This is a genomic window from Aminobacter sp. DSM 101952 (assembly GCF_001424795.1).
GTDB lineage: Bacteria > Pseudomonadota > Alphaproteobacteria > Rhizobiales > Rhizobiaceae > Aminobacter > Aminobacter aganoensis.
This window is the reverse complement of record NZ_LMCL01000001.1, coordinates 258,773-283,439: the sequence shown is the minus strand read 5'-3', so window position 1 is coordinate 283,439 and position 24,667 is coordinate 258,773. Positions and strand designations below refer to the sequence as shown.

Sequence of the window (24,667 nt, the reverse complement as noted above, 5' to 3'; positions counted from 1 at the left end):
CCGCTGCCTTCGTCTCGGCTCAGCCGACCTTGGCCTTTTTCAGGACGTCGTTGATACGGCTTTGCCAGCCTTTGCCGGTGGCCTTGAACTTGGCGATCACATCGGGATCGAGCCGGATCGAGACGACCTGCTTGGGCGCTTCGACCGAAGGACGACCGCGGGTGCGGCGTGCTTTCTCGATGCCTTCGAAGAATTCTGGCGGCAAGACTTCCCGAGCCGGGCGAAATTGGGCTAGCTCTTCTGTAGTCAGTTCCGGGCTGTCCACGGCGTCCCAATCTTCCTTGGTATAGCCGTGTCCGGGTTCGAACGCCTTTTTCAGTGCTTTGCCGGTCATGACAGAACCTTCCTTTCCTGAGCGCTTGCCGGCCTGAAGCTGATGACGGACATCGCTTCGTTGCCCAGCGTGACGAAGATCACCACAGCGATCCGATCGACTGCCTTCATGCGGCGACGGCCAGCGTTGTCTGGTCGAGCGGGCTTGATAACTGCAGAATGCCAATGGAAAAACACGACGTCGGCAAAGTCGAAGCCATGCTTTTCGAGATTGGCCAGCCGTTTCGGTTCGTCCCAGACGATCTTCATTAAAAGTATTACTTTTAATTGGCGGGGGCAAGAATAAACGTGTTACGAAAAATGTGTCTCGCAAGGATGGTACCCCTGCAGCCTGGTGGCTAGCTGCCGGGCCGTTCGGTCGCGCCAAGCTTTGCCTGTTCCAGGACGAAGAGCCTGAGTGCGGAGGACAGGTTTGCCTCGCGCGGGCGCTGGGCGTCGACTTCGGCAACAAGGCCGGCAAGGGTGATGCCGCGCATGGCCGAGATGGCGACGAGGTCGTCATAGAAAGGTTTTTCCAGCGAATAGCTGGTGCGGTGACCGCGGATCGTCACCGAGCGTTTTTCGACGAGGCTCACTGGCCGGGTTTTTCCGGGTCGCTGTCGCGGCGATGGCCGTCGACGAATTTCTCGGCGCGGTCGGCGGTCAGCCGGTCGCGCGTCTTTTCAGCCTTGGTGCGGCCGTGCAAAGCGCGGTTCTGGTCGGCAAGCGCCTCGCGCTCGGCACGCGCCTTGTGCTTCCTGAACCGGCGAAGATTGACGATGTCGGCCATGGACGGCCCCGTCCGGGGTTACTTCTTGCGGAAAGCGTCGAGCGATACGACGTCAGCGCCCTTGCCATGAGCCGGTTCTTCCGGCGTTTCAGCCTCTGCGCTGGCCTTTTTCTTCGGTGCAGCCTTGCGCTCGGCCGGCTTGACGACGGCGATCGGTTCCGGCTTGGCCGGTGTTTCCTCTGCCGCGGCTGCTGGCTCGGCCTTGACCTCGAACTCGAGCTCGAAATTGACCGAGGGGTCATAGAAGCCGCGCACGGCGGAGAAGGGGATCTCGAGCTTTTCCGGCACGTCGGAGAACGACAGGCCGACCTCGAAGCCGGTATCGGTGACCTTCAGGTCCCAGTACTGGAACTGGATGACGATGGTCATCTGTTCGGGGTAGCGCTCGTGCAGGCGGCTGGAGATGCGCACGCCGGGCGCGCCGGTCATGAAGGTGATGAAGAAATGGTGGTTGCCCGGCAGGCCCGTTCGCGCGACTTCCGCCAGGACCTTGCGCATGACGCCGCGCAGTGCCTCCTGGGCGAGAATATCGTAGCGGATCTGGTCTTCGGCCATATGTCGATGCGGGTCCGATTGAATCGTCCCCTTACCTGTAATCAAGCTTGAGCCCGGCGTAAACCGGATATAGCGCGGTATTGAAGATGATCAGATTGCAGCCGGGCGAGGCTTGCCATAAGCGCGGAGAAAGCAGCGCACCGCGTTCGTCGCGGCGGTCCTCAGTTGCTCCTCCGAGACGGTGTCGCCGAAGATCATCGCCATCTGCAGATCGGCGTTGACGAGGGCCAGGAACTGGCGGGCGGCGACGTCGGGGTCGTCGATTTCAAGCCATCCGGCATGGGCCAGGCGGGCAAAGCGGGCGGCAAGGGCAGCCCAGGTCTTTGCCGGACCATCCTCGCGCCAGCCGGCGAAAAGCGCGGGGTAGCGCTCGCCCTCCGTATGCAGGAGCTTGCGCAGAAACTTGCCGTCGCGATTGCAGATGCAGTTCTGGTTGAGCCGCACCGCGAAAGCCACGAGGTCGGCCTCGAGATCGACCGGCTTGTCGGGGAAGGTGGCGAGCGTGTCGAAAACGCCTGCATTGATCCGTTCGGTGATTTCTCGGACTACTGCGACCAGCAAATTCTCCTTATCGCCGTGATGATTATAAACGGTCTGGCGCGAGACGCCGGCCTCGGCTGCGATGAGGTCGATATTGGCGCCGGCAAAGCCTTCGCGGCAAAAGACGCAAGCCGCGGCATCGATGATCGAGAGGCGCTTGGCGGTGTGGCTGCGGGGGACCGCAATGTCAGGAGCGATGGCAGGTGTCATGGAGTTTTTATATACAGGTGATTGACGATTTGGACAAGTCTGTCTAAAAATATGTACTCAATTCGATGCGGCCGGTTCGGGAGGAGTCGGAAACACGGATTGCGGAACGTCCTTGGATTACACGTCGCCGCCTTGTTGCGGCGGAAACCAGATCCGAAAGAATCACGCCCATGACACCCCAATTCCTCCGCGTAGCGGTCGTCCTCGGCCTTTTGTCGGCCATCGGTCCGTTTGCAATCGACATGTATCTTCCGGCGCTGCCGACGATCGGCGCCGATCTCAATGCCAGCACTGCCGCCGTGCAGATGAGCCTGCTCGTTTTCTTCCTGGCGATGGGGCTGGCCCAGATCGTCGTCGGGCCGATCTCCGACATGATAGGCCGCAAGGCGCCGCTCTATATCGGGCTGGTGCTGTTTGCCATCGGCGGCGTGGGGGCAGCACTGGCGCCCAACATCGAATGGCTGATCGCCTTCCGCGTTGTCCAGGGCCTCGGTGCCTCGGCCGGCATGGTGGTGCCGCGCGCCATCGTGCGCGACCTGCACACCGGCACCGAGGCGGCAAGGCTGATGTCGCTGCTGATGCTGGTCTTTTCCGTCTCGCCTATCCTGGCGCCGCTGACCGGTTCGCTGGTGATCGAAGGTTTCGGCTGGCGCGCTGTGTTCTGGGTCGTGACCGGTGCGGCGGTGCTGGCGATCGTCCTGCTGTCGACCTCGCTCAAGGAAACCCGCCCGGCCGCGCATCGGGCCGAAAGCTCGGTACGCAGCGCGCTGAGCGGCTATCGCTTCCTGCTCGGCGACCGCAATTTCGTTGGCTTGACGTTCATCGGTGGCTTCGGCATCGCCAGCTTTTTCGTCTATCTCGCCAACTCGTCGTTCATCCTGATCGACCATTACGGCCTGTCGCCGTCGGTCTACAGCGTGTTCTTCTCGATCAATGCCGTGGCTTTCATCGGCATGTCGCAGCTGACGGGATACCTAACCGAACGATTCGGGCTGCGGCGCGTGGTGCGGGTCGCGGTGGTCGGCTATGCCACGATGATGGTGGTGCTGCTCGCCGTATTCGCCTCGGGCGTTGACCGGCTCGATGTGCTGGCTGTCCTTCTGTTCATCGGTTACGGCTTCCTCGGCCTGGTCATCCCGACGACTTCGGTGCTGGCGATGGAAGAGCATGGCGAGATTGCCGGAACGGCGTCGGCACTGATGGGAACGTTGCATTTTGCCACCGGCGCGGTCGCAATGGCGGTAGCCGGCCTGTTCTTCGATGGCACGCCGCTGCCAATGGTGGTGGGCATCACGACGTCGGCGGTCATCGCCTTCGCGCTTGCCCAGGTGACGCTCGGCCGTCATCGCGACGTGGCGATGGAGGCGCCGGCCGAATGAACTTTGCGGGGCCGGACGATGGTCGTCCGACCCCGCAATCGTCAGTGCCGATGGTCGTGCGATGACTGTCGGGATCGAGCCGAAATGTCGCGCCTACCTTCATGCAGCCTTGATATCGTCTTATTTACCTATGGGTCGGTAAGTCATTGCCAAGACCACCGGAAGTAGAGCGACGACGCCGAGGCCATCGAAAATCTTGAAGTTTATCCCCTCCGCCTTGCTGCTGCTGTTTGCGGCAACGTTCTTTTGCGTGTGGCTGCTTGAGCGACGCCGGCGGCATCTGCTGTTCTTTTCGCTTGCCTTTGCGGCAGTCGGAAGCGCGACTATCGTGCAGTTCGCCCTTTGGCCGCCCGATATCGGCTACAACACCATCGTCTCGGCCATGCTTTATGCCGCGGGGCCGCTGCTGTTGGTCGAAGGCGCGCTGGCGCGCTCAAGCAGGTCGATGCCGGCGGCCCTGCATGCGGCCTGGTTCGCGGCAATCGTTGGCCTGCTGTGCTATTTCTATTTCGTCGACAACAATCTCCAGGTCCGGGTCTACGCCCTCAACATCGGCATGGGCAGCATCATCCTGAGCGGCGCGTGGAAACTGAAGGACTTGATGCGCGGCAACGTCATCGACCGCGCCATGGTCTGGCTGCTTCTTGGACTGGGGCTGACTTTTTTCGCGCGCGTCCTGCTCGACGGCAATTCGGTTCCGACCGATGATGTCGATGCATTCTTCGAATCCAAGTTCTGGATCTGGGCGCAGTTCAGCATGTCCCTGATTGGCGCAGCGCTAGGTCTCGGGCTGCTGGTGGTCGCCTGCGCCGACATCGTGCTGGCGCTGAAGAGCGAACGCGACACCGATCCGCTGACGGGATTGCTGAACCGCCGCGGCCTGCAGGGGCGGGAAGCACGCCTGCTGTCGGCCAGGCGGGGCAAGCCGCTCGGCGTCGTTGCCTGCGACATCGATCGTTTCAAGGACATCAATGACCGGTTCGGCCATGCCGCTGGCGACCTCGTGCTGACGACCTTCGCCGGGATCATGAGGAAAAGGCTGCGGGCCGGCGACGTCGCCGCGCGGACGGGCGGCGAAGAGTTCATCATGGTGCTGAACTGTTCCCTGGACCAGGCATACAGCCTGACCGAGAAATTGCGCCGCGAGATCGCAAGCGCCCATTTTTCCGGGTTGCCCCAGGATTTCGCGGTGACCTGCAGCTTCGGCATCGCCAAGGCCCATCCCGGCGAGGGGCTGTGGGATGTGATCGGCCGTGCCGACAAGATCCTCTATGCCGCCAAGCGCGCCGGCCGCAACCGGACGTTCGCGGAAGGGTTGCAACTGCCAAGTGCTGCATGAGCCAGGTTCAGGGCTGGCGCGAGCATTCCAGGACGAAGGCGAGCCGTTCCGCGACCGGTGCCCTCGGCACTTCGACGAGATCGTAGCCGCACGCCGCATAGCTTTCGACCATCGCTGCGTGGGTGCGCCGGGCCTCATCCTCGTCCTGCCTGCGCTCGCTGTCCTGGGTGAAGATTTCGGGCCAGTGCGGCAGGATGAAGACCTGGCGATTGTAGCGGAACTCCCGAGCGGCGCGCTCGAAATGTGCCGGAACAGGCAGTGCGACGAGGCTGGCATAGCCAATGACGTCGGGCACGCCACGGTCGAACCAGACCGGCCCGGATGTCTCGCCGGCAATCGCGTGTGAGCGCATTTCCCATGACAGCATGAGTTCGGCAAAGAGCGCGCGATCGTGCCAGGGCAGGCCGGTTCCACCGATCGCGGCCTGATCCTTGATGACACCGCGGCCCGCCTCGACCGACGTGGCATGGCCGGCTTCGGTCAGTGCCGAGACGAGCGTGGTCTTGCCCGAGCCGGGGCCGCCGGTGAGCACGAAAAAGCGATCGGTATCCAGGGTCATCGAAAGGTCTCCAGGCAAAAGGGGACCGCCATGCACAGGATGGCTGGCGTTGCGGGATCAACCACGTAACGGCAAGCCAGCGCAGGCCGGCAATTCATATCTTAGGGAAAGCAGATGGGAGGGAAGTGGAGGTTTCTGTTGCCAGGTACCTCCGAACCCCGCCTAGCAGTGCGAACCGCTAGGACTTGATTTGAAGCTATCGCGCCGCATTAAGCAGCGAGACGTGCTTCCGCATAGTTGTCGTTTGCAACTACAAGTTTAGCCCGATAACGGTGGTACAATGCCGAGCAAAAGTCCGATCTTTACACCCTCGTCGATCCTATTTCGCCCCCAGCAAAAACCGTCGCTCATTGCGCGGCGGCTTTTGGTGGAGGCGCCGGGTACCGCCCCCGGGTCCGAATGGCTTATTTCATCGGCAGTTTATCGCCATAGTCAGTCAAGCTGACGCGTCGAATATAGGGAGGCTCGGCGCAAAAGAAAAGGTCGAACGGCCAGTCAAGGCAGCCATATGCAACAGTTTTATCAGACCACGCGAAGGCGCAGGGTTGACTCGCGCGTTGCGCGAACCGAAGCTCCCGGCGCTGGGGGAGCCTGCGTTGCGTGAACCGGTCAAGGCCGGCCGTCCCCATGAGATGAGTCCAATTCGTCGACGAGGGGAATTCACATGAGCGACTATCTTGCAGACGTGAAGAAATACGATGCCGGCGCCAAGGAAGAGGTGGTGAGCAAGATCGTCAAGCACCTGGGCATCGCGCTCCGGAACCGCGATTCCTCGCTGGTCTCGTGCACCGATCCCAAAGAACTGGACCGCGTGAAGGCAGGCTGGATCGCCAAGAAGCTGGGCGTCGAGGATGCCAAGAAGGCCGACGGCGCGCTCGAGAAGGTCTGCAAGGCGATGTCGGCCGACAACACCAAGAACCGCGTCACCTTCTACTATCTGGTGGCCAAGGAACTGGGGAAGCTCGGCGCGCTCTAAGCCGCATTGCTTCAAGTCGATCGTACAGCGCCGGGCCTTGCCGCCCGGCGTTGGTTGTTTTGACGTGTGGGCAACGTGCCTGCGCGGCAGCGCGGTAAGCCAGCCTCGTATTCGTTGCCTCAGGCCCGGCAGCTCAGCTATGATCGGGAACTCCCGAATCGAGCCCGACCGATTGCGCCTTGATCTCGACTTTGCCGACATGGGCGCAGCGGACGGCAGCCAGTAGTTCCGTCCACATGGCTAGAGGCTTTCCAAGGAATGCCGTAGCCGCTTCCTGCCCGAGCACGCGGGCCTAACTCCGTCCAAAGGAGCGAACTTGCGCCATCCGGAATTCCAGTATCTCGACCTGATGTCCCACATCCTCGAAAAGGGGGACAAGCGGATCGACCGCACGGGCGTCGGCACCTTGTCGACATTCGGCGCGATGCTGCGCTTCGACCTGTCCGATGGCACTGTGCCGATCCTCACGACCAAGAAGGTCTACTGGAAGCTGGCGGTGAAGGAGATGCTCTGGTTCCTGACTGGCGAAACCAACATCCGGCCACTGCTGCAGGAGAAGGTACGCATCTGGACGGACTGGCCGCTGGCCAAGTACCGGAAGGAGACGGGCGAGAGCATTTCCCAGCAGGATTTCGAACAGCGGATCGTCGAAGACCAGGCGTTTGCGCTCAAATGGGGTGAGCTCGGCCCGGTCTACGGCAAGCAGTGGCGCCGCTGGCAGGACGCCAACGGGGTCGAGCACGACCAGATCGCCAGTGTCATCGAGACGCTGAAGACGAACCCCTCGAGCCGGCGGATGCTCTTCCATGGATGGAACGTGCCCGAGATCGGGCAGATGGCGCTGCCGCCCTGCCACATGGTGTATCAGTTCCATGTCACCAGCGCCGGGCGGCTGAACATGCTGATCTTCCAGAGGTCCTGCGACCTGCTGCTCGGCGCGCCGTTCAATTGCATCGGTGGAGCGGCATTGCAGGCGATGGTTGCGCAGCAGGTGGGGCTGCAACTCGGCGACCTCGTCTGGATGGGCGGTGATATCCACCTCTACCTCAACCACCTCGACCAGGCCCGCGAACAGATGACGAGGGAGCCGAGGCCGTTCCCAACCCTGAAGTTGCTCCGGAAGCCGGACAGCATCGACGGCTACAGGATCGAAGACTTCGAGGTGAGCGGTTACGATCCTTATCCACCGATCCTTGCGGACGTGGCCGTCTGACGGCAGCCCAAACCGGACATGTGCGCGGCGACATTGTCGGCCTGAACAAGAAAGCCATGGAGCGCGTCAGCGTCCATGGCTTTTGTGGCGGCTAGTCCGGCCGCCTGCGGCAGTCGAGATTCGAATTAACGCAGGACGGTGGTGACCTTGTCGCCTTCGTCGTTGAGCTGGATCGAGACCTGCTCGCCGACCTGGACGGGCGGAAGGGCAACGTCACGCGGGATGGTGAAGCTCTTGCCGCTCTCGAGAGTGATGACGCGAGCGGACGAATTGAACTTGGCGATCATGCCGTTCTGCGAGGAGGCGAGTGCGACGCCGGACATCATGGCGAGTGAGGCGGCGGCGAGAACCAGAGTCTTCATCGAGTATTCCTTTCTTGGGAGTGACGCCAATGTCGGCGACGTCCCATTTCTAGCGGTCTCCTGTTGCGGGGCGTTTTCTGTCGCCGGGGAGAAGTGTTTCGTTTGTTTCAGATCTGCGTCGAGTGCGGAAATATGGAGGGATCGACCGCCACAGCGGCCGCCTGGAATGGCCGCGAAAGATGTCGCCTGGCGGCGGCTGGAGCAGCAGGCAGGGCGAGCGACAGGGAAACAGCAGGGAATCTTCGGCAGCGGCGCCGGCTTCGGCTCCTTGGGCAGGCTGGCAGTGCCGAAACGCAAATCTCCACCTGTCGCCTTGCAGGCAACAGGTGGAGATTGAACGTGTCGAAGGCGGGAAAGTCAGATCGCCGGCAGGCAGGTCGCGGGGCTGCGCGGGCTGGCTTTGTGCCATGGCCGGCGCTTGCGCCTTGGGCGGTCCACCGCCTTCAGATGCGCGCCGATCATGGGGTCGACGATGTGCGGATCGGTCAGCGGAGCCATGTGTCCGGCATCCGCAATCATGGCAAGGCGCGCGCCGGGGATCGTTTCGGCGACGATCTCGGTTACGCGCAGGCTGACCGCCGGGCTTTCCAGCGCCATCACCACGAGCGTCGGGCATCGGATCCGGGCACAACCGCCGGCCGGCCAGGAGGCGACAAGGGAAGCGGCCAGATCCGCGGCAGTCCGGGGCAGATGGGAGGCGAGCATCTGCCGCAGGCCCGGGCTGGTTCGCTGCCAGGCGCCGCGGCCGTACCAGAAGTCGACATAGGCGCTCATGCCGCTTGCCGGGTCATGCGCCTCGACGGCAATTTTCATCCTGTTGGCCAGCCCGACAAGCTCGGCGAACAGTGCCCGGTCGGACGGGGCGCCGTCCCGCAGCAGGTGAAAAGCCGTCGGTTCGATCAGCGTCAGGCTGCGCACCAGCTCGGGCCGCTCCAGGGCGATCTCGAGCGCGAGCGCAGCGCCGTGCAAATGGCCGACGAGATGCACGGGCTCGTCGACCATCGCCTCGATCGCGCTTTTTGCGGAATCGGAACTGGCAAAGGCGGACAGATCGGGCGCAACGACATGGTAGCTGCCCCGGAGATAGTCCGACAGGCCATGCCATTGCGTGCTGCTGCTGGCTGCGCCATGCAACGCAAGTACGGGCAGCCGAAACTCGACCTCGGTGAAGGTCGACCTGCTCAACTCAGCCCATGTCGTGTTCATGGCCACGCTTCCGTTCCGACGAACCGTAGGCAAGCGAGTCGATCTCGCAGCGCGCGACACCAATGTCCTTGAGCAGGTAGTCGTCCAGCTCGGACAGGTTGCGAAGGGCGCGGTGATGGGCCCGGCGGGCGAGATATGCCTCGATGACGAGGCGAATTCTTGCCCCCTGGGAGAGGACGAAAGCAACAGCGGGGGACCGAATGGCAAGGGCAGACATTTGGGAGGACTCCGTCAATTGGCGACGCCAGCGACCGGCGACACTTCAGGAATAGTTCATTTTCATTTCAGCTCGTTTTCAGGGAGGCGATGGAAGTGTTTCGTTTGTTTCAATCTGGCCATGGCCAGGGGCGCCGCCGCTTGCCGCTCAATTGCCAGGCGGGTGCATGGCCGGGCACGGAATGAGCCGATTGGCGCCGCGGGGTGCCATCATCTCGGGTGAAAGACCGGGCGCGCCCTGAATGGTGGAGCGCATCGGCGCGCCCTTGAACATGTAGCGCAATCGCCCTGGCACGAACGGGGCTCCGAGCGACGCCGTTGCCGCGGACTTCGGCTCGGTGCCATTCGAGCGTGGCGCCTGGCGGAGCTGATACGATGCGATGCCCTGGAAGCTTGGAAACTGCATGATCGATGCGAGGTCGGTGGCATCCGCCACGCTGCATGCCGAAACAATGGCGGACAACGCCATCAGGGTCCGTCTCATCTCAATTCTCCTCTTGGGATGGTCGATTGACCTCGTTCGAGCCCTGCGGCCAACGGCATCAACAGCCTGCCGGTTTTTTGGTAGGCTGTCGGGTCCGCTGCGCAGACTGTTTCCAGCGAAGTCGATGCAATTGAGCGTAGCGCGCGCGTGTTTCAGTTCGTTCTCGGCGTCGCGGGAAAAAAGTTTCGTTTGTTCACCCAGGCGGTCCGGATGCCGGAAAGACTGAAACAAATCGGTTTGGTTCGACCTCAAGCCGAAACAAAGCGCGACTATTCAGCGATCGGCGATCACGCCGCCGTGAAGACGATGCCGGGCTTCCGTCGAGGAGACGACCTATGCAAGCTGAATGCCGAGTTGCGGATGCGCGAACAGGCTACGCGCTGTTCGATATCCACGACGTGCTCGAGGACGCCAATGCCGCAATCTACGGCGACAGCTGTGCCAGCATTGCCGGAGAGGACGGGCCGGCCGATGTCGGTGGCGTCGTCGGCAAGGTTCTCCGGAATTTGAAGAGTTTCGACGGCATCGAGGTCGAGCCGACGGACGAATTTGCGCGCCACGTTGCGACGCGCTGGCGCCAGGACAATGTGCCCCCGTTCGAAGCGCAGACGGTCGATGGCGGCTGGCGGCTGCTGACCAGCCATCCCAGGCCCAATGGCGGCGTCGCTCTCATCAGCACCGACATAACCGAGATGAAGCGTATCCAGATCGCACATCTCGACAGTGCCGAAATCTTTCGCTGCATCACCGACAGCCATCCGCTTCCGGTCTGGGTCGTCGACGAGGAAAGCAAGCAGATCGTCTACGAGAGCCTCGACGGTTCGCGCCTACTGGGGCGCAAGTGGCGGCCGAACGAGCCACAGTTCATCATCGATCATTTCGCCGACCCCGACGACTTCGAGAAGATCACGGAACGCGTGGGCCATGACGACATCCTGCGCGATCACGAAATCGAGCTCAGGCGGCCGAATGGCTCCAGCGTCTGGTGTTCGACGAATTGCCGCCGCAGCCACTATCGCGGCCGGCCGTCGCTGGTCATCGGCGTTCTCGACATCACAGAGCGCAAGAAGGCGGAAGCCATCAAGCATGAAGCCACAGCCCTTATGCAAAAGGTGCTCGACGCCTGCCCGGTGCCGACGCGGATGTCGACGATCGAGGGCGAAACGCTCTACCGCAACCCTGCCAGCAGGGAACTTTACGGCGACCGCGGCCAGATCGGCGGCTACTACGTCAATCCCGACGATCGCAAGACGCTGGTCGGCGTCCTTCTCGACAAGGGCTGCATCGATGATTTTCGGGTGCGGCAGTACGATAGCAACGACAATGTCTTCTGGGGCTCGATCTCGGCGCGGCTGATCGATTTCCAGGGGCGGCCGGTGATCGTTTCCAACGCGTCCAATATCACCGACATCATCGAAGCCCAGACCCAGACCCGACAGGCGAGCGAGCGCCTGATCGATGCCATCGAATCCCTTGCCGAAGGTTTTGCGCTCTATGACAAGGACGACCGCCTTGTCCTGGCCAACAGCCAGTACCGGAAGATGCACGCCCTCAGCGCGGATGTGCTGGTTCCCGGTGTCAACTGGTTCGACTTCCTGCGCGTCACCGCACAGCGCAACCAGTTTCCGGTTTCACAGGACAGGATCGACGATTGGCTGGTCGAGCGGGCCAAGGATCGGCGCGAGTTTCGGCAGCAGGAGTTCCAGCATACCGATGGTGGCTGGTTCTTCGTTTCGAACTGTCCGACCCGCGAGGGCGGCTTCGTGGTCACGCGCGTCGACATCACGGAACGCAAGCGCGCCGAACTGGCTGCGAAGGAGGCCGATGAACTGGTTCGCAGGGTGCTGGAGGCCTGCCCGGCCAGCATCCAGATGACCCGCGCTGACGATGGAAAGCTGCTTTACCGGAGTCCGGCCTCGGATGAGTTGCTCGGCGACGTCGACAACGCCTTCGACAGCTACCTCCATCCTGCGCATCGCAAGCAGTTCGTCGAACGGCTGCTGCTGATGGGAGAGGTCGATGACTTCGAAACGCAGCTCAAGCGCAAGAACGGAGACGCGTGCTGGTGCTCGCTCTCGGCCAGGCTGATCGATTTTCACGGCGACAAGGTCATTGTTTCCCACACCTATGACCTTTCCGACCGTATCGAGATGCAGCAACAGCTGGAGCGCCAGCGCGAGACCCTGCACCAGAACGAGAAGCTTTCCGCGCTCGGCGGCTTGCTGGCCGGCGTGGCGCACGAATTGAACAACCCGCTGTCGGTGGTCCTCGGCATGTCCCTTACTCTGAAGGAGACGGCGTCCGATCCCAAGACGGTCGAACGGGCCGACAAGATCAGCAGGGCCGCGGAGCGCTGCGCGCGCATCGTCAGGACGTTCCTGGCGATGGCGAGGCAGCAGCCGACCAGAACCTCGAACGTCGTCATCGACGACATCGTTACGGCAGCGGTCGAGGTCGTGGGCTATTCGATCAAGTCGTCCGACATATCGCTTTCGGTCCGGCGCGCGCCGGACCTGCCGGCGATTTGGGCCGACCCCGACCAACTGACCCAGGTGCTGATCAACCTCTTGGTCAATGCCGAGCATGCGGTGCATGGCTGGGAGGGGCAAAGGCAGATCATGGTGTCGACCGAACTGCAGCCGGAGAGCGGCAACATTCTCGTCAAGGTGGCGGACACCGGTCCCGGGATCCCGAGCGAGATCCTGCCGCGCATCTTCGAACCGTTCTTCACCACCAAGGAGGTCGGGGCCGGCACCGGAATAGGACTGTCTTTCTGCCATCGCATCATCCAATCCCACCAGGGCACCATCCAGGTGGAGACGGCGGAAGGTGGCGGGTCGACCTTCGTGGTCTCGCTGCCCGCGTCCGACCGGCTTGCCGAGCGTTCCGAGGCCGAGGCCATCGAACTGCCGAAGTCGACGGGACGCGTCTGCCTGGTGGTGGACGATGAAAAGGACGTCCGCGAACTGATCGCCGAGATCCTGACCCAGGATGGGTTCACCGTCATCGTTGCCGGATCCGGCAAGGAGGCGTTGAAACAGCTGAAATCGCGGACATTCGATGTTATTCTTAGCGATCTGAAGATGCCCGACATGGATGGCCGCAGGTTCTACAATCATGTCTCCGATTTCCATCCGGCGGAGGCTGACAGACTGGCTTTCCTGACCGGAGACACGATCAGTCCGGACGCTCAGGTGTTCTTGCGCGCGACGAAACGGCCTTACCTGGAAAAGCCCGTCAAGCCGTTCGAACTCCGGAACTTCGTCTCCAGGCTGGTCAACCGTGACGCCTGAAAGCCAGCGTTTGCCTGCCCTTGCGAAGAAGGCTATTTTTAGCAGAGATGAGGAATCGTTGACCGCTAACCCGCACATCGTTGTCTGCGACGACGAGCCGGATTTACGCGACACGGTCGCGGAGTATCTGGAACGCAATGGCTACGCCGTGACGACCGCCGACGCCGGGCCGGCGCTGCGCGAGCTCGTCGACACCCAGTCCATCGACGTCGTCATCCTCGACATCCGGATGCCGGGCGAAGACGGCCTGTCATTGGCCCGCTACATGCGCGAGCATTCGAAGGTCGCCATCATCATGCTGACCGGCTCGGCTGAGATCATCGACCGGGTGGTCGGCCTGGAGGTCGGCGCGGATGACTACATCGCCAAGCCCGTGGACCTCAGGGAACTGCTTGCGCGCGTCAAGGCCGTGCTGCGGCGCACATCGGGGCACGAGCAGGCGATTGGCCTGGGCGACCATCTGGGCCCGCATGTCGTCAGGTTCGGCAATTGCCGACTCGATCTGGAAACCCACAAGCTGTCCGATCCCGAGGGCGCCGACATCGCCATCACGCCGATGGAGTTCCGGCTGCTGAAAGTCTTCGCCGACAATCGCGGAAAGACGCTCAATCGCGACCAGTTGCTGGAACTCGCCCACGATCGCGGCTGGGATCCCTTCGACCGCAGCATCGACATCCGGATCTCCCGGTTGCGAAAGAAGATCGAGAACGATCCCTCCAAGCCGGAAGTGATCAAGACGATACGCGGCGTGGGTTACCTGTACTCCTAGCATCAACCGTATCTGTGCAAGCCGACGGCCCGGGCCTGCACAATTGCCGCAGTCTCAAGGTGCGGACAACCTTGGCTGAATCTGGACTATGGCCGGGGGGCAACATACAGTTTGCCTGTCATGGCAAGCGACCGTCCATATTGTGGCGGGAGCAGCGAAATTGCCCTGACGAGGGTTCGAACGTGCCAAGGCCAAGGCCGCGGGCAAAGGGAGCGGCGGCTGATGGACGTAGCGATCTATGTGGCGATTGCCGAAAACGGGGTGATCGGGCGCGACAACGGCCTGCCGTGGAAGCTGTCGAGCGATCTCAAGCGCTTCAAGGCCGACACGATGGGCAAACCGATCATCATGGGGCGAAAAACCTATGAGAGCATCGGCAAGCCTTTGCCGGGCCGGCTCAACATCGTCGTCAGCCGCGATCCGGCCTACCGGGTTGGGGGCGCAGAGACGGTACAATCGGTCGAAGACGCGATCACGTTGGCCACCGCGAAGGGACGCCTGAAGCCGGGCGTCACCGAAATCTGCGTGATCGGCGGCGGCGAGATCTATCGCCAGGCGCTTCCGCTCGCCGACCGGCTGCATGTCACGCATGTGCTGGCCAGCCCCGACGGCGACACACGCTTCCCGACGATCGACCCGGCGGTCTGGACGGTTGTCCGTTCGGAGGAATTGCCCGCCGGCGAAAAAGACAGCCATGCGACACGCTATACAGTTTACGAGAAGCGCCACGAGGTGCATTGAGGTCGTGGTTTCATACATATGTAGTGAAATCAGAAGCGCTTACGGCCCATTGCGTTGAAAGCGCTTGATCGCATGCCTATAGATGGTGGTAGGAAATATCCGGCCGTTTCAGGCGCGGCCGCCAATAATACGTAGTCGAAAGGACTTTCATGCCCTGGAACAATCAAAATGGAGGCGGCGGCGGCCCATGGGGCGGCGGCAGCGGTGGCGGCGGCGGCGGTGGCCCCTGGGGGCAGGGACCGCGGCCAGGTGGACCGCAGGGCTCGCCTCCCGATCTCGAAGACATCATCCGCAAGGGGCAGGACCGGCTGAAGCGTGCGCTTCCGGGCGGCGGCGGTTCGAGCGCCATGGTGTTCGGCCTGATTGGCGCGGGCTTGCTGGCGCTGTGGGCATTCCAGTCGATCTACACCGTCCAGCCTGACGAATTGGCCGTCGAACTGCGCTTCGGCAAGCCGAAGCAAGAACTGTCGCAGCCGGGCCTGCATTTCCATTGGTGGCCGATCGAAACCGTCGAGAAGGTCAACACGGCTGAAAAGCTGGTCAATATCGGCGAAGTACGCGGCAGCACCTCGTCCGGCCTGATGCTTTCGGGCGACCAGAACATCGTCGACGTGAAGTTCTCCGTTGCCTACCAGGTCTCCGACCCGCAAGCCTATCTGTTCAAGGTTTCCGAACCCGACGTGATGGTTCGCCAGATTGCCGAAAGCGCGATGCGCGAAGTGGTCGGGCGCCGTCCGGCTCAGGACATCTTCCGCGACGACCGCCAGGGCATTGCCGCCGGCGTTCGCGACATCATCCAGGCGACGCTCGACCAGTATGGCGCGGGCCTCGCCGTCAACGCGATCTCGATCGAGGATGCTGCGCCGCCGCGCGAAGTGGCCGATGCATTCGACGAGGTGCAGCGTGCCGAACAGGACGAAGACCGCTTCGTCGAGGAATCCAACCAGTATTCGAACCAGAAGCTCGGCCAGGCGCGAGGCGAGGCGGCGCAAGTCCGTGAAGACGCCGCCGCCTACAAGAACCGTGTCGTGCAGGAAGCCGAAGGTGAGGCCCAGCGCTTCATCTCGGTCTATGACGAATATGCCAAGGCGCCCGACGTGACCCGCAAGCGCCTCTATCTCGAAACGATGGAAAAGGTGCTCCAGGGCTCCGGCAAGGTGATCGTCGAGCAGGGTAACGGACAGGGCGTGGTGCCCTATCTGCCGTTGCCCGAACTGCAGAAGCGCGCTCCGGCGGCGGGAGGCAACTAATGTCCAATCGTCTTCCCATCATCGGCGTTTTCGCCGCGATCATCCTGTTCCTGATCTGGTCGTCGATCTTCGTGGTCAACGAGCGCCAGCAAGCCATCGTGCTGCGTTTCGGCGAGATCGTCGACGTCAAGACCGAGCCGGGGATCTACTTCAAGGCGCCGTTCTCGATGTTCGAAGCCGACAATGTGCAGGTCATCGAGGACCGTGTGCTGCGTCTCGACCTCGACGACATCCGCGTCCAGGTCTCGGGCGGCAAGTTCTACGACGTCGATGCCTTCATTGCCTATCGCATCAACGACGCCCGCCGGTTCCGCTCGACAGTTTCGGGTAGCGTGGAACTGGCTGAACAGCGCCTGCGCACCCGCTTCGATGCGGCCTTGCGCCGTGTCTACGGCGTGCGTGGCTTCGAAGCGGCACTTTCGGAAGAGCGCGCGGCAATGATGCGCGAGGTTCGCGACCAGCTGCAGCCGGACGCGACGTCGCTGGGTCTCGAAATCCAGGACGTCCGCATTCGTCGCACCGACCTTACGCAGGAGGTGTCGCAGCAGACCTTCGACCGCATGAAGGCCGAGCGTCTGGCCGAGGCCGAAAGGCTGAGGGCACGCGGCCGCGAAGCGGCACAGCGTATCCGCGCCCGTGCCGACCGCGAAGTGGTCGAGATCGTCGCCGAGGCGCAGAAGGAATCGGAAATCCTGCGCGGTGAGGGCGAAGCCCAACGCTCCGCGGTGTTTGCCAATGCGTTCAACCGCGATCCGGAGTTCTTCGATTTCTACCGCTCGATGAGCGCCTATGGCACCGCGCTGAATGCAGACGGCACGACCATGGTGCTGTCGCCGGAATCGGAATTCTTCCGCTACTTCCGCAGCCCTGACAGCAGCAACAACGCAACGCCGGCTCCCGCCGCCGGCGCTGCAGCCCCCAGCACCAGCAACTAAGCAGGTGCGGGACTTTATCGTCGCCATAGGCCTGGTCCTCGTATTGGAGGGCCTGGTCTATGGTGGCTTTCCTGCCGCCGCCAGGAAGATGGCGGCGCAGGTGACCGACATGCCCGACGCCGTCCTTAGGACCGTCGGCCTTGCCGCAATCGCCATCGGCGTCGGCATTGTCTGGCTCATCCGGGGATAACGGATGATTTATTCCGCGCCGATGGCAATAGCCGCAAACAGGCCTTATTTATTTTGATCATGGCGCTTCGCGTCCGGACGGCCCGGCGCGCTGAAAGCCAAGACAGCCCGGGAGGCTTCATCGATGATTTCCACGCCCCTTTTGCGCGCCATGCGAAAGGCCTCTCTGGCCGCCACGACGGCGCTGATGATCGGTGCGACCGCCGCCCCGTCCTTCGTGACACCTGCATTCGCGCAAGGGCCGGAATCGGTCGCCAATCTCGCCGAGGGCCTGCTGGGCGCGGTGGTCAACATCTCGACCTCTCAGACGGTGAAGGGCGGGGAGGGCGAGAATGCTGTCCCGATGCCGCAATTGCCCGAGGGCTCGCCGTTCCAGGACTTCTTCGACGATTTCTTCAAGGACCGCGAAGGCCAGAACAATGGCGGCTCGCAGAAGGTGCAGTCGCTCGGCTCCGGTTTTGTCGTTGATGCCGAACAAGGCATCGTGGTGACCAACAACCACGTCATTGCCGACGCCGATGAGATCGAGGTGAATTTCTCGGACGGTTCGAAGCTGAAGGCCGAATTGGTCGGAACCGACACCAAGACCGACATTGCCGTGCTCAAGATCGACCCGAAGGCAAAAAAGCTGACGGCGGTGAAGTTCGGTGATTCCAACAAGATGCGGATCGGCGACTGGGTGATGGCCATCGGCAACCCGTTCGGCCTCGGTGGTACGGTGACGGTCGGCATCATCTCGGCGCGCAACCGCGACATCAATTCCGGCCCCTATGATGATTTCATCCAGACCGACGCTGCGATCAACCGTGGCAATTCGGGCGGACCGCTGTTCAATATGGAAGGCGAGGTGATCGGCATCAATACGGCGATCATTTCGCCGTCGGGCGGCTCGATCGGCATCGGCTTCTCGATCCCGGCCGAAATCGCGACGGGCGTGGTGCAGCAGCTGACCGAGTTCGGGGAGACGCGCCGCGGCTGGCTTGGCGTGCGCATCCAGCCGGTGACCGACGATATCGCCGAAAGCCTCGGCATGACGACCGCCAAGGGCGCCCTGGTGGCCGGCATCATCAAGGGCGGACCTGTCGACAACGGCGTCATCCAGCCGGGCGACGTGGTCATCAAGTTCGACGGCAAGGATGTCGTCGAGATGCGCGACCTGCCGCGCGTCGTCGCCGAGAGCCCGGTGGGCAAGGCGGTCGATGTGGTGATCGTGCGCAAAGGCGTCGAGCAGACGGTAAAGGTCACGCTCGGAAGGCTGGAGGATGGCGAGAAGCTGGCCGAAGGCGAAGCGGCCAAGCCGGACGAGGGCGCCGACAAGGGCGCCGAAGTCGCAACCGCAAGCATGCTCGGCATGACCATCGGCGAGCTCAACGACGATACGCGCGCCAAATTCGGCATCGCGGCCGACGTGTCGGGCGTGGTGGTGACGGCGGTCGCCAAGGATTCGGCTGCTGCGGAGCGCGGCATCGTCGCCGGCGAGGTGATCACCGAGATCGCCCAGGAATCGGTGTCGACGCCCAAGGAGGTGATGGACCGCATCACCGCGCTGAAGGAACAGGGCCGCAAGAACGCACTGCTGATGCTCGCCTCCAAGACCGGCGAGCTGCGGTTCGTGACGATCCGCATGGACTGAGTCCGAAAACGGCGACAACTCACTGAAACAAAAGAAAAAGGCGGCTATCTGGCCGCCTTTTTTCGTTCCTGCCACAGGCTGCGCGGTAATCTGTAGAGCAGGTGCCGCTTCAATTCGGGATGTGTCTCGGGCACGCGCGGGTGGTCGAAATCGCCAGACGGGTCGTGGCGCATGCCGAGCCGCTGCATGACGGCGGTCGAACGATGGTTGTTCCAGACGGCAAAGGAAACGACCTCGTCTTCGCCGATCACGTCGAAGGCGTGAGCGAGCCAGGCCTCGGACGCTTCGGTGACATAACCCTTGCCCCAGAATTCGGGGGCAAGCCGCCAGCCGATCTCCATCGTTCCCTGTGGGATGAAGGGCTCCAGATCGGTACGAGTGATGCCGACGAAGCCGATGCATTCACCGGTCCCAGCAATCTCGGCGGCGGCGAAACCGAAGCCGTCTCGATCGATGCCGCTCGCCAGCCTGTCGAGCAGCGCGTCGCTGTCGGCACGGTTGCGGCGCATCGGGAAGAACTCCATCACCGTGTCGTCGGCGTTGATGCGATGGAAAAGTTCGCGGTCGCGCTCCTCCCAGTTGCGCAGGATCAGGCGGTGGGTGCGGAGCGGTTCCATCAGGCGAAGTCGCTGCGGCTGTAGCCCTGGAGATAGAGCAGGGCGGTGAGATCCGCGTGGTCGATGCGGATCCTGGCTTCAGCGGCCACGGAGGGCTTGGCGTGGAGAGCAACGCCGCTGCCGGCCAAGCGGATCATGTCGAGGTCGTTGGCGCCGTCGCCGACGGCGATGGCATCGTCCACGGTGAGGCCGAGGCGCCGGGAAATCTCGTTCAGCGCATCGGCCTTGGCGGCGCGGCCGAGGATCGGCTCGGAAACCTTGCCGGTGAGGCGGCCGTCGGCTTCGATCAGGTGGTTGGCGCGGTTTTCGTCGAAGCCAAGCTTGGCCGCGATGCGCGAGGTGAACACGTCGAAGCCGCCGGAGACCAGCGCTGAGTAGGCGCCGTGCGCCTTCATGGTTGCGACCAGCGCCTGGCCACCCGAGGCGAGGGTCAGGCGGGTGTCGATAATGCGGTCGATGACGGAGGCGTCGAGGCCGGCAAGCAGGGCCACGCGCTCGCGCAGTGCCGGCTCGAAGGCGATTTCGCCATTCATCGAGCGTGCGGTGATGTCGGCAACACGATCCTTGACGCCGATCTCGTCGGCCAGTTCGTCGATGCATTCCTGGTCGATCATGGTCGAATCCATGTCAGCAATCAGGATCTTTTTCCTACGCGTCGCGTTGTCCTGGACGGCGAAGTCGATGGCTTCGCCGGCAAGGGAGGCAGCCAGCGCTGCGTTCGCGTCGTCGACCGAAAGCCCCGATGGCAAGGCCATGTCGCAGGCGATGTTGGCGTCGAGCCACACAATGGCGCTTGCACCGAGGGCGCGGGAGGCCTTATCGGCAAGGGACGGCAGCAGCAGAGCGCGGTCGGGATGGGACATGAGCGTGGCGACGAGCGGCATCGAAAATTCCGGAACAAGCGAGGGGCGCATCAAGAACGCGACCCTGATAGCCGGGCCGACGGCCAGCGGCAAGTCGGCGCTGGCGCTTAAGCTTGCCGAGCGCGACGGCGGCGTGATCGTCAATGCCGATTCGATGCAGGTCTATGACGTGCTCAGCGTGCTGACGGCCCGGCCGGGCACCGATGATCTCCGCCGCGCGCGGCATTTCCTCTACGGCCACGTGTCGCCGGCGACGGCCTATTCCACGGGGACATGGCTGCGCGACGTGGCGGTTCTGGCGGACAGCGGCCTGTTCGACGACAGGCCGCCGATCTTCGTCGGCGGGACCGGACTCTATTTCCGGGCGCTGGCAGAAGGCATCTCGGAGATGCCAGAAATTCCGACCGAAATCCGCGACCGCTGGCGCTGGCGGCTGAACGAGGAAGGCGCACCCAGGCTGCACCGGCTGCTGATGCGGGTCGACAGCGAGGTGGCGATGCGGCTCAAGGCCAGCGACGGCCAGCGTATCGTGCGCGCGCTGGAGGTACTCGAGGCATCGGGGCGCTCGATCCTGAAGTGGCAGGCCGATCGCGGCCATCCAATGATCGACCTGGCAACAGCGCGGTTCATCGTCATCGAGCCGGAGCGCGACCTGCTGGTCAAGCGCATCGACATGCGCTTCGACAGGATGCTCGACAATGGTGCGCTGGACGAGGTTAAGGCGATCACGGCGATGAGGCTTGCGCCTGAACTGCCGGCGATGAAGGCCATTGGCGTGCGCGAGCTTGCTGCCGCACTCGCCGGCGAAACGAGCTTCGACGAGGCGATCGAACGGGCCAAGATCGCGACCCGGCAATATGCCAAGCGGCAGTCGACATGGTTCCGCAATCAGTTCGGACCGGAATGGCAAAGGATCGGCGGCGAGGCCGGCAGAGCGGACGAAACCGCAGCGACATAGCCATTTGCGTGCGACGGATTAACCCTCCGTAAGTCGCGGCATGGCATAAGGCCCTTGGGGATCAATCAGGGTAGCCATGCGCTTTCACAAGGCTGAAACCGCGTTTTTCGTCTTCATAGCGCTGATTTTGACCGCAGCGCTGGCGACCTTCTATGCCTGGACGCTTGTCGAGGGTCCGGCTGATGCGCTGTACATGCCCGGGCGCGTCGAGAGCATCGAAATTCTCCAGAAGCTGCTTTTGGCCATCGCCGTGCTCCTGGCTGGCACGCTGGTCTATGGGCTGTTCTTCATTTTCCCCGAGATACGAACCCAGGTGAAGGAAGGCGGCAAGCTGCGCGAGATGACGGCTTCGCTGAGCGCGCGCTCGCGCAATCTCGAACAGGCGGCCCTGACCGACGGGCTCACCGGCATGCAGAACAGGCGCTATTTCGACGACGCGCTGAGGGAGTATCTCGGCGAGTTCGGCCGCATCGACAAGCCGGTCGGATTGATGATCCTCGATCTCGATCATTTCAAGCAGGTCAACGACACCTACGGCCATGATGCCGGCGACGAGGTGTTGCGCTCCGTCGCCAAGTGCCTGCAGAGCATGACGCGTTACCACGACGTGGTGGCGCGGCTCGGCGGCGAGGAATTTGCCATCGTCGCACCCAACATGGACCTGGAGCTGCTGCAACGCGTTGCCGAGCGCATGCGCAAGGCGATAGCCTCGCTCGCCATCGAGACCGGTGGTGCCCAGCTCAACGTGACTTCCAGCGTCGGCCTAGCCTTGTGGGACAAGGAAGAGACCGCCGAGGAATTCTACCGCCGCGCCGACAAGCAGCTCTACGAGGCCAAGCGGCAGGGCCGCAACCGCGTCTGCGCCTGACTTTCGCCATCCCCGATCTCGCCATGCCGGCTTTTTCCCTGAACTTGCCGCTGGACGTCCTTCTTCATCGCAGCAACACTGGCTTGTCCGCTTGCCGGCCAAGGCTGCGGGTGCCCGAGTGCATAGGAGGAATGCGATGGACGAACCCGATCGGTGGCGAAACATGGCGAGCGCGCCGAAGGACGGCAGCCGCATCCTGGTGACGGTGCGTTCGTCGGAACAGGGACCGGCCGAGGTCGATGTCGCCTATTGGGCAAGGCCCGACGCGTTCGGCATCGAAGGCTGGCGTGCCGCAGACTCCTATCCGGGTTGCGTGATCGGCTACGCCGACCCGGAACTGAAGTGCTGGATGCCGTTGCCGAAGGCCAATCTGAGCAAGAATTCGCCCTTGATGCCGACGCCCTGGGAAGGCGAGGACGAGGAGCAACTGGACGGCTCGGGAATCTGAGGCGCTATAGCCGGCTTGGCCTGCCGCCTGCACCGGCAGCCTTCCTCAGAAATCTCAGCCATTTGGCGGGCGTCCGCCAAACGTCGACGGACGCAAGCCGAAGCGGGTGTCGAAATCGTCGTCGGGCTGCGGCTTGGCCGGAGGCTTCTGATAGTCGCTGTCGCCAGCCTGGCGCTGGCTGTCGACGACCTCGGTGAAACCCATGGCTGCTGCCTGCGGCTTGGGCACGTTGCGCAGGCGCTCGACCACTGCCACAAGATCGACGTCGTCGCCACTGCCGGACGGGGCCTCCGCGGCCCGCTTGCCGGTGCCGGGAATGAGTTCGGCCGAGAGCTTTTCGAACTTCAGCCGCATGGTGGTGGCAACGCCTTCGCCGAAGGCGATGGCTTCGCGCTGGCCCATCGAGGACAGGAATGACAGGCTGGAAGCGGACGAGTCGGCAATCGCCGAACGGATGATCGCCTGGTCCTGCTCGTTGGCGAGCCGCATGGCAAAAACGGTCGAGCACTGCGAAAGGATCGTCGGGTCGAGTTCGCCAGGCCGCTGGGTCACGACGCCGAGATAGCAGCCATACTTGCGGCCTTCCTTGGCGATGCGCGACAGGGCGTGCCGGGTCGGCGCGAAGCCGAGGCGGTGGTCGGCGGGCATGTAGCGATGGGCTTCCTCGCACAGAAGCAGCAGCTTGAGCCGGCCTTCGCTCCACAGGGCAAGATCGAAGGCGAGGCGGGCCAGCACCGAGCAGACCGAATTGACCACTTCCGACGGCATGCCGGCCATCTCGAAGCATGTGACCGGGCGGCCATGGGTGGGGACGCGGAAGATGTTGCCGATCGTCTCGTGGATGGTGTCCTCGATCAGCCTGGAATGGAACATGAAGCGATAGCGCGGGTCGGCGAGGGCGGATTCGATGCGCGTCCTGAGCGATTTCAGGATCGGCCGCTCGTTCTTGGATTCGAGCAGGCCCATGCGCTCGTCGATCTGCTTGATGAGGTCAGCCATGCGGTAGGGGACCGGCGTGTCGGCGGTCAGCGCATCGACGCCGCGCCGCAGGAAGGCGCCGCCCTGCGGGCTGCGGTAGAGGTTTTTCGCCACCGGAATGAGGTCGCGCAGCACGTCGATCTCGTCGGCGTCGGTCTCGCGTCCGCGAAACAGCACTTCGGCGAATTCTTCGAGGCGGAACAGCCAGAACGGCAGGTCGAGCGTGTTGCTGTCGACCTTGACGCAGTATTCGGGCAGCGAGCCGGCGAACTCGTTGTGCGGGTCCATGATCAGCACGCGCAGGTCCGGCCGCGCGGCGATGGCCTTGCGCAGCAACAGCGAGACGGCAGTCGACTTGCCGACGCCGGTGGTGCCGACGACGGCGAAATGGCGGGCCAATGTCTCATCGATGGCGATGCAGGCATCGATGCTGTCGTCCTGCGACAATTGCCCGATGGTCACGGTGTGGCGGCCGGCAAGGTCGTAGACGGCCTGAAGGTCGCGGCTGCGGATGCGGTGGGCAATGGCACCTATATAGGGATAGGCGGTGATGCCGCGGTCGAAGACAGGCTTCTTGTCCGCGCCGACGTCACGGACTTCGCCGATCAGCTCGACATTGACCTCGATGGGATTGTCGCCCTCGCTGCTCCAGGAACGATCCGACTTGGCGATGGAATAGACCAGTCCGATCGTCCGGGTCTCGCCGAGATTGATGCAGATCATGCGCCCGACCGTCCAGAGGCCGACCATGCTTGCGCTGCCGGTCTCGGCATAGGCACTGATCACCGCGCGCGCACCGTCGCACTGCACGACGTTGCCGAGGATGCGGGCGTCATCCTGTTTCGGATCGCGCCGCTCCTGCGAGGTGGTCTCGCCACCAGCCGCCTGACGTTCGATGTACATTGATGCCACGTCCCTTATTCCCCAAGCCGCAAGGCTAGCGCTGCGCGGTTAAGGTCGGGTGATGGCGAATGGTATAGCCGG

At 63.0% G+C, this 24,667-nt stretch carries 28 protein-coding genes and 1 other RNA gene; 14 read left to right on the top strand and 15 right to left on the bottom strand.

Translation table 11 applies throughout. The features are described 5' to 3' along the window. Positions 1–19: 19 nt before the first annotated feature. From ASC75_RS01415 to ASC75_RS01390, 6 genes are all read right to left on the bottom strand, one after another. On the bottom strand, positions 20–334 hold the full coding sequence (locus ASC75_RS01415; RefSeq protein ID WP_055969620.1) for a BrnA antitoxin family protein: 315 nt from the start codon (positions 332–334) through the stop codon (positions 20–22). Next, positions 331–582 carry a BrnT family toxin gene (locus tag ASC75_RS01410; protein ID WP_055969617.1) on the bottom strand — a complete coding sequence of 84 codons (252 nt, stop codon included), beginning with the start codon at positions 580–582 and terminating at the stop codon, positions 331–333. The genes ASC75_RS01415 and ASC75_RS01410 overlap by 4 nt, the downstream gene beginning before the upstream one ends. Before the next feature lie 89 nt (positions 583–671). Then, entirely contained in the window at positions 672–908 is a 237-nt protein-coding gene (locus tag ASC75_RS01405) for a ribbon-helix-helix domain-containing protein (RefSeq protein ID WP_055969615.1), read from the bottom strand. Continuing rightward, positions 905–1,102 (bottom strand): DUF4169 family protein, encoded by a 198-nt coding sequence (locus ASC75_RS01400; protein ID WP_055969613.1) that lies wholly within the window; start codon positions 1,100–1,102, stop codon positions 905–907. The genes ASC75_RS01405 and ASC75_RS01400 overlap by 4 nt, the downstream gene beginning before the upstream one ends. A gap of 18 nt (positions 1,103–1,120) precedes the next feature. After that, the gene (locus ASC75_RS01395; protein ID WP_055969610.1) at positions 1,121–1,657 is read right to left on the bottom strand and encodes an SspB family protein; all 537 of its coding nucleotides are present in this window, start codon (positions 1,655–1,657) and stop codon (positions 1,121–1,123) included. 90 nt (positions 1,658–1,747) lie between these two features. Then, a complete protein-coding gene (locus ASC75_RS01390) occupies positions 1,748–2,407 on the bottom strand; it encodes a TetR/AcrR family transcriptional regulator (RefSeq protein WP_055969607.1) in 660 nt (219 codons plus the stop codon). 170 nt (positions 2,408–2,577) lie between these two features. On the opposite strand from ASC75_RS01390, the gene ASC75_RS01385 reads away from it, so the two are divergent. Both ASC75_RS01385 and ASC75_RS01380 read left to right on the top strand, forming a co-directional pair. Then, complete coding sequence (locus ASC75_RS01385) at positions 2,578–3,786, top strand: multidrug effflux MFS transporter (RefSeq protein WP_055969597.1); 1,209 nt, start codon at positions 2,578–2,580, stop codon at positions 3,784–3,786. A gap of 196 nt (positions 3,787–3,982) precedes the next feature. After that, positions 3,983–5,125, top strand: coding sequence for a GGDEF domain-containing protein (locus ASC75_RS01380; RefSeq protein ID WP_156381059.1), 1,143 nt, complete (start codon positions 3,983–3,985; stop codon positions 5,123–5,125). A gap of 7 nt (positions 5,126–5,132) precedes the next feature. Here ASC75_RS01380 and ASC75_RS01375 read toward each other — a convergent pair whose 3' ends face one another. Further along, positions 5,133–5,684 carry an AAA family ATPase gene (locus ASC75_RS01375; protein WP_055969593.1) on the bottom strand — a complete coding sequence of 184 codons (552 nt, stop codon included), beginning with the start codon at positions 5,682–5,684 and terminating at the stop codon, positions 5,133–5,135. Between the two features lie 124 nt (positions 5,685–5,808). Continuing rightward, positions 5,809–6,169: a transfer-messenger RNA gene (gene ssrA, locus ASC75_RS25040) on the bottom strand. 179 nt (positions 6,170–6,348) lie between these two features. On the opposite strand from ssrA, the gene ASC75_RS01365 reads away from it, so the two are divergent. Together ASC75_RS01365 and thyA are read left to right on the top strand one after the other, a co-directional pair. Further along, positions 6,349–6,660, top strand: coding sequence for a DUF2853 family protein (locus tag ASC75_RS01365; protein ID WP_055969586.1), 312 nt, complete (start codon positions 6,349–6,351; stop codon positions 6,658–6,660). 316 nt (positions 6,661–6,976) lie between these two features. Then, positions 6,977–7,873, top strand: coding sequence for a thymidylate synthase (gene thyA / locus ASC75_RS01360; protein ID WP_156381058.1), 897 nt, complete (start codon positions 6,977–6,979; stop codon positions 7,871–7,873). Between the two features lie 125 nt (positions 7,874–7,998). Here thyA and ASC75_RS01355 read toward each other — a convergent pair whose 3' ends face one another. The 4 genes from ASC75_RS01355 to ASC75_RS01340 all read right to left on the bottom strand — a co-directional run bounded on the left by ASC75_RS01355 (position 7,999) and on the right by ASC75_RS01340 (position 10,141). Further along, positions 7,999–8,235, bottom strand: a complete 237-nt coding sequence (locus ASC75_RS01355) for a DUF1344 domain-containing protein (RefSeq protein ID WP_055969581.1) — start codon at positions 8,233–8,235, stop codon at positions 7,999–8,001. A gap of 357 nt (positions 8,236–8,592) precedes the next feature. Beyond that, a complete protein-coding gene (locus ASC75_RS01350) occupies positions 8,593–9,441 on the bottom strand; it encodes an alpha/beta fold hydrolase (protein WP_244487740.1) in 849 nt (282 codons plus the stop codon). After that, on the bottom strand, positions 9,422–9,586 hold the full coding sequence (locus ASC75_RS01345; RefSeq protein WP_348271278.1) for a DUF1127 domain-containing protein: 165 nt from the start codon (positions 9,584–9,586) through the stop codon (positions 9,422–9,424). Before ASC75_RS01345 ends, ASC75_RS01350 begins: the two co-directional genes overlap by 20 nt. Before the next feature lie 219 nt (positions 9,587–9,805). Continuing rightward, the gene (locus ASC75_RS01340) at positions 9,806–10,141 is read right to left on the bottom strand and encodes a hypothetical protein (protein WP_156381057.1); all 336 of its coding nucleotides are present in this window, start codon (positions 10,139–10,141) and stop codon (positions 9,806–9,808) included. Between the two features lie 335 nt (positions 10,142–10,476). Here ASC75_RS01340 and ASC75_RS01335 point away from each other — a divergent pair, with 335 nt between their 5' ends. The 7 genes from ASC75_RS01335 (at position 10,477) to ASC75_RS01305 (ending at position 18,951) form a co-directional block, all read left to right on the top strand. Then, positions 10,477–13,434, top strand: a complete 2,958-nt coding sequence (locus tag ASC75_RS01335; protein ID WP_055969569.1) for a PAS-domain containing protein — start codon at positions 10,477–10,479, stop codon at positions 13,432–13,434. Then, positions 13,424–14,203: a response regulator transcription factor gene (locus ASC75_RS01330; RefSeq protein ID WP_348271275.1), complete on the top strand. Its 780-nt coding sequence runs from the start codon at positions 13,424–13,426 to the stop codon at positions 14,201–14,203. Before ASC75_RS01335 ends, ASC75_RS01330 begins: the two co-directional genes overlap by 11 nt. A gap of 222 nt (positions 14,204–14,425) precedes the next feature. Then, positions 14,426–14,944, top strand: a complete 519-nt coding sequence (locus ASC75_RS01325; protein ID WP_055969561.1) for a dihydrofolate reductase — start codon at positions 14,426–14,428, stop codon at positions 14,942–14,944. Positions 14,945–15,093: 149 nt separating this feature from the next. Further along, a complete protein-coding gene (gene hflK / locus ASC75_RS01320) occupies positions 15,094–16,194 on the top strand; it encodes an FtsH protease activity modulator HflK (protein WP_055969559.1) in 1,101 nt (366 codons plus the stop codon). Continuing rightward, entirely contained in the window at positions 16,194–17,129 is a 936-nt protein-coding gene (locus ASC75_RS01315) for a protease modulator HflC (protein ID WP_055969554.1), read from the top strand. The genes hflK and ASC75_RS01315 overlap by 1 nt, the downstream gene beginning before the upstream one ends. Before the next feature lie 4 nt (positions 17,130–17,133). Next, on the top strand, positions 17,134–17,319 hold the full coding sequence (locus ASC75_RS01310; protein WP_055969551.1) for a DUF2065 domain-containing protein: 186 nt from the start codon (positions 17,134–17,136) through the stop codon (positions 17,317–17,319). 123 nt (positions 17,320–17,442) lie between these two features. Continuing rightward, positions 17,443–18,951 (top strand): DegQ family serine endoprotease, encoded by a 1,509-nt coding sequence (locus ASC75_RS01305; RefSeq protein WP_055969548.1) that lies wholly within the window; start codon positions 17,443–17,445, stop codon positions 18,949–18,951. 44 nt (positions 18,952–18,995) lie between these two features. Here the strand turns inward: ASC75_RS01305 and ASC75_RS01300 are convergent, their stop codons facing one another. After that, the gene (locus tag ASC75_RS01300) at positions 18,996–19,568 is read right to left on the bottom strand and encodes a GNAT family N-acetyltransferase (RefSeq protein ID WP_055969546.1); all 573 of its coding nucleotides are present in this window, start codon (positions 19,566–19,568) and stop codon (positions 18,996–18,998) included. Beyond that, positions 19,568–20,452, bottom strand: a complete 885-nt coding sequence (serB, locus tag ASC75_RS01295) for a phosphoserine phosphatase SerB (RefSeq protein WP_055970608.1) — start codon at positions 20,450–20,452, stop codon at positions 19,568–19,570. The genes ASC75_RS01300 and serB overlap by 1 nt, the downstream gene beginning before the upstream one ends. Here serB and miaA point away from each other — a divergent pair. From miaA to ASC75_RS01280, 3 genes are all read left to right on the top strand, one after another. Next, a complete protein-coding gene (gene miaA / locus ASC75_RS01290) occupies positions 20,430–21,389 on the top strand; it encodes a tRNA (adenosine(37)-N6)-dimethylallyltransferase MiaA (protein ID WP_055970607.1) in 960 nt (319 codons plus the stop codon). The two genes, serB and miaA, sit on opposite strands and share 23 nt — an antisense overlap. A gap of 76 nt (positions 21,390–21,465) precedes the next feature. Next, positions 21,466–22,257: a GGDEF domain-containing protein gene (locus tag ASC75_RS01285; protein ID WP_055969543.1), complete on the top strand. Its 792-nt coding sequence runs from the start codon at positions 21,466–21,468 to the stop codon at positions 22,255–22,257. A 136-nt stretch (positions 22,258–22,393) separates the two neighbouring features. After that, entirely contained in the window at positions 22,394–22,705 is a 312-nt protein-coding gene (locus ASC75_RS01280) for a hypothetical protein (protein WP_055969541.1), read from the top strand. Positions 22,706–22,759: 54 nt separating this feature from the next. On the opposite strand, the gene ASC75_RS01275 is transcribed toward ASC75_RS01280, so the two are convergent. Next, positions 22,760–24,586: an ATP-binding protein gene (locus ASC75_RS01275; protein ID WP_055969538.1), complete on the bottom strand. Its 1,827-nt coding sequence runs from the start codon at positions 24,584–24,586 to the stop codon at positions 22,760–22,762. Positions 24,587–24,667: the final 81 nt, after the last annotated feature.

Bases quoted from the DNA above. Each gene is read 5' to 3' on its own strand.
- ASC75_RS01415 (WP_055969620.1), bottom strand. From the start codon at position 334: ATGACCGGCAAAGCACTGAAAAAGGCGTTCGAACCCGGACACGGCTAT.
- ASC75_RS01410 (WP_055969617.1), bottom strand. From the start codon at position 582: ATGAAGATCGTCTGGGACGAACCGAAACGGCTGGCCAATCTCGAAAAG.
- ASC75_RS01400 (WP_055969613.1), bottom strand. From the start codon at position 1,102: ATGGCCGACATCGTCAATCTTCGCCGGTTCAGGAAGCACAAGGCGCGT.
- ASC75_RS01395 (WP_055969610.1), bottom strand. From the start codon at position 1,657: ATGGCCGAAGACCAGATCCGCTACGATATTCTCGCCCAGGAGGCACTG.
- ASC75_RS01390 (WP_055969607.1), bottom strand. From the start codon at position 2,407: ATGACACCTGCCATCGCTCCTGACATTGCGGTCCCCCGCAGCCACACC.
- ASC75_RS01385 (WP_055969597.1), top strand. From the start codon at position 2,578: ATGACACCCCAATTCCTCCGCGTAGCGGTCGTCCTCGGCCTTTTGTCG.
- ASC75_RS01375 (WP_055969593.1), bottom strand. From the start codon at position 5,684: ATGACCCTGGATACCGATCGCTTTTTCGTGCTCACCGGCGGCCCCGGC.
- ASC75_RS01365 (WP_055969586.1), top strand. From the start codon at position 6,349: ATGAGCGACTATCTTGCAGACGTGAAGAAATACGATGCCGGCGCCAAG.
- ASC75_RS01355 (WP_055969581.1), bottom strand. From the start codon at position 8,235: ATGAAGACTCTGGTTCTCGCCGCCGCCTCACTCGCCATGATGTCCGGC.
- ASC75_RS01350 (WP_244487740.1), bottom strand. From the start codon at position 9,441: ATGAACACGACATGGGCTGAGTTGAGCAGGTCGACCTTCACCGAGGTC.
- ASC75_RS01340 (WP_156381057.1), bottom strand. From the start codon at position 10,141: ATGAGACGGACCCTGATGGCGTTGTCCGCCATTGTTTCGGCATGCAGC.
- ASC75_RS01335 (WP_055969569.1), top strand. From the start codon at position 10,477: ATGCAAGCTGAATGCCGAGTTGCGGATGCGCGAACAGGCTACGCGCTG.
- ASC75_RS01325 (WP_055969561.1), top strand. From the start codon at position 14,426: ATGGACGTAGCGATCTATGTGGCGATTGCCGAAAACGGGGTGATCGGG.
- hflK (WP_055969559.1), top strand. From the start codon at position 15,094: ATGCCCTGGAACAATCAAAATGGAGGCGGCGGCGGCCCATGGGGCGGC.
- ASC75_RS01315 (WP_055969554.1), top strand. From the start codon at position 16,194: ATGTCCAATCGTCTTCCCATCATCGGCGTTTTCGCCGCGATCATCCTG.
- ASC75_RS01305 (WP_055969548.1), top strand. From the start codon at position 17,443: ATGATTTCCACGCCCCTTTTGCGCGCCATGCGAAAGGCCTCTCTGGCC.
- ASC75_RS01300 (WP_055969546.1), bottom strand. From the start codon at position 19,568: ATGGAACCGCTCCGCACCCACCGCCTGATCCTGCGCAACTGGGAGGAG.
- miaA (WP_055970607.1), top strand. From the start codon at position 20,430: ATGAGCGTGGCGACGAGCGGCATCGAAAATTCCGGAACAAGCGAGGGG.
- serB (WP_055970608.1), bottom strand. From the start codon at position 20,452: ATGCCGCTCGTCGCCACGCTCATGTCCCATCCCGACCGCGCTCTGCTG.
- ASC75_RS01285 (WP_055969543.1), top strand. From the start codon at position 21,466: ATGCGCTTTCACAAGGCTGAAACCGCGTTTTTCGTCTTCATAGCGCTG.
- ASC75_RS01280 (WP_055969541.1), top strand. From the start codon at position 22,394: ATGGACGAACCCGATCGGTGGCGAAACATGGCGAGCGCGCCGAAGGAC.
- ASC75_RS01275 (WP_055969538.1), bottom strand. From the start codon at position 24,586: ATGTACATCGAACGTCAGGCGGCTGGTGGCGAGACCACCTCGCAGGAG.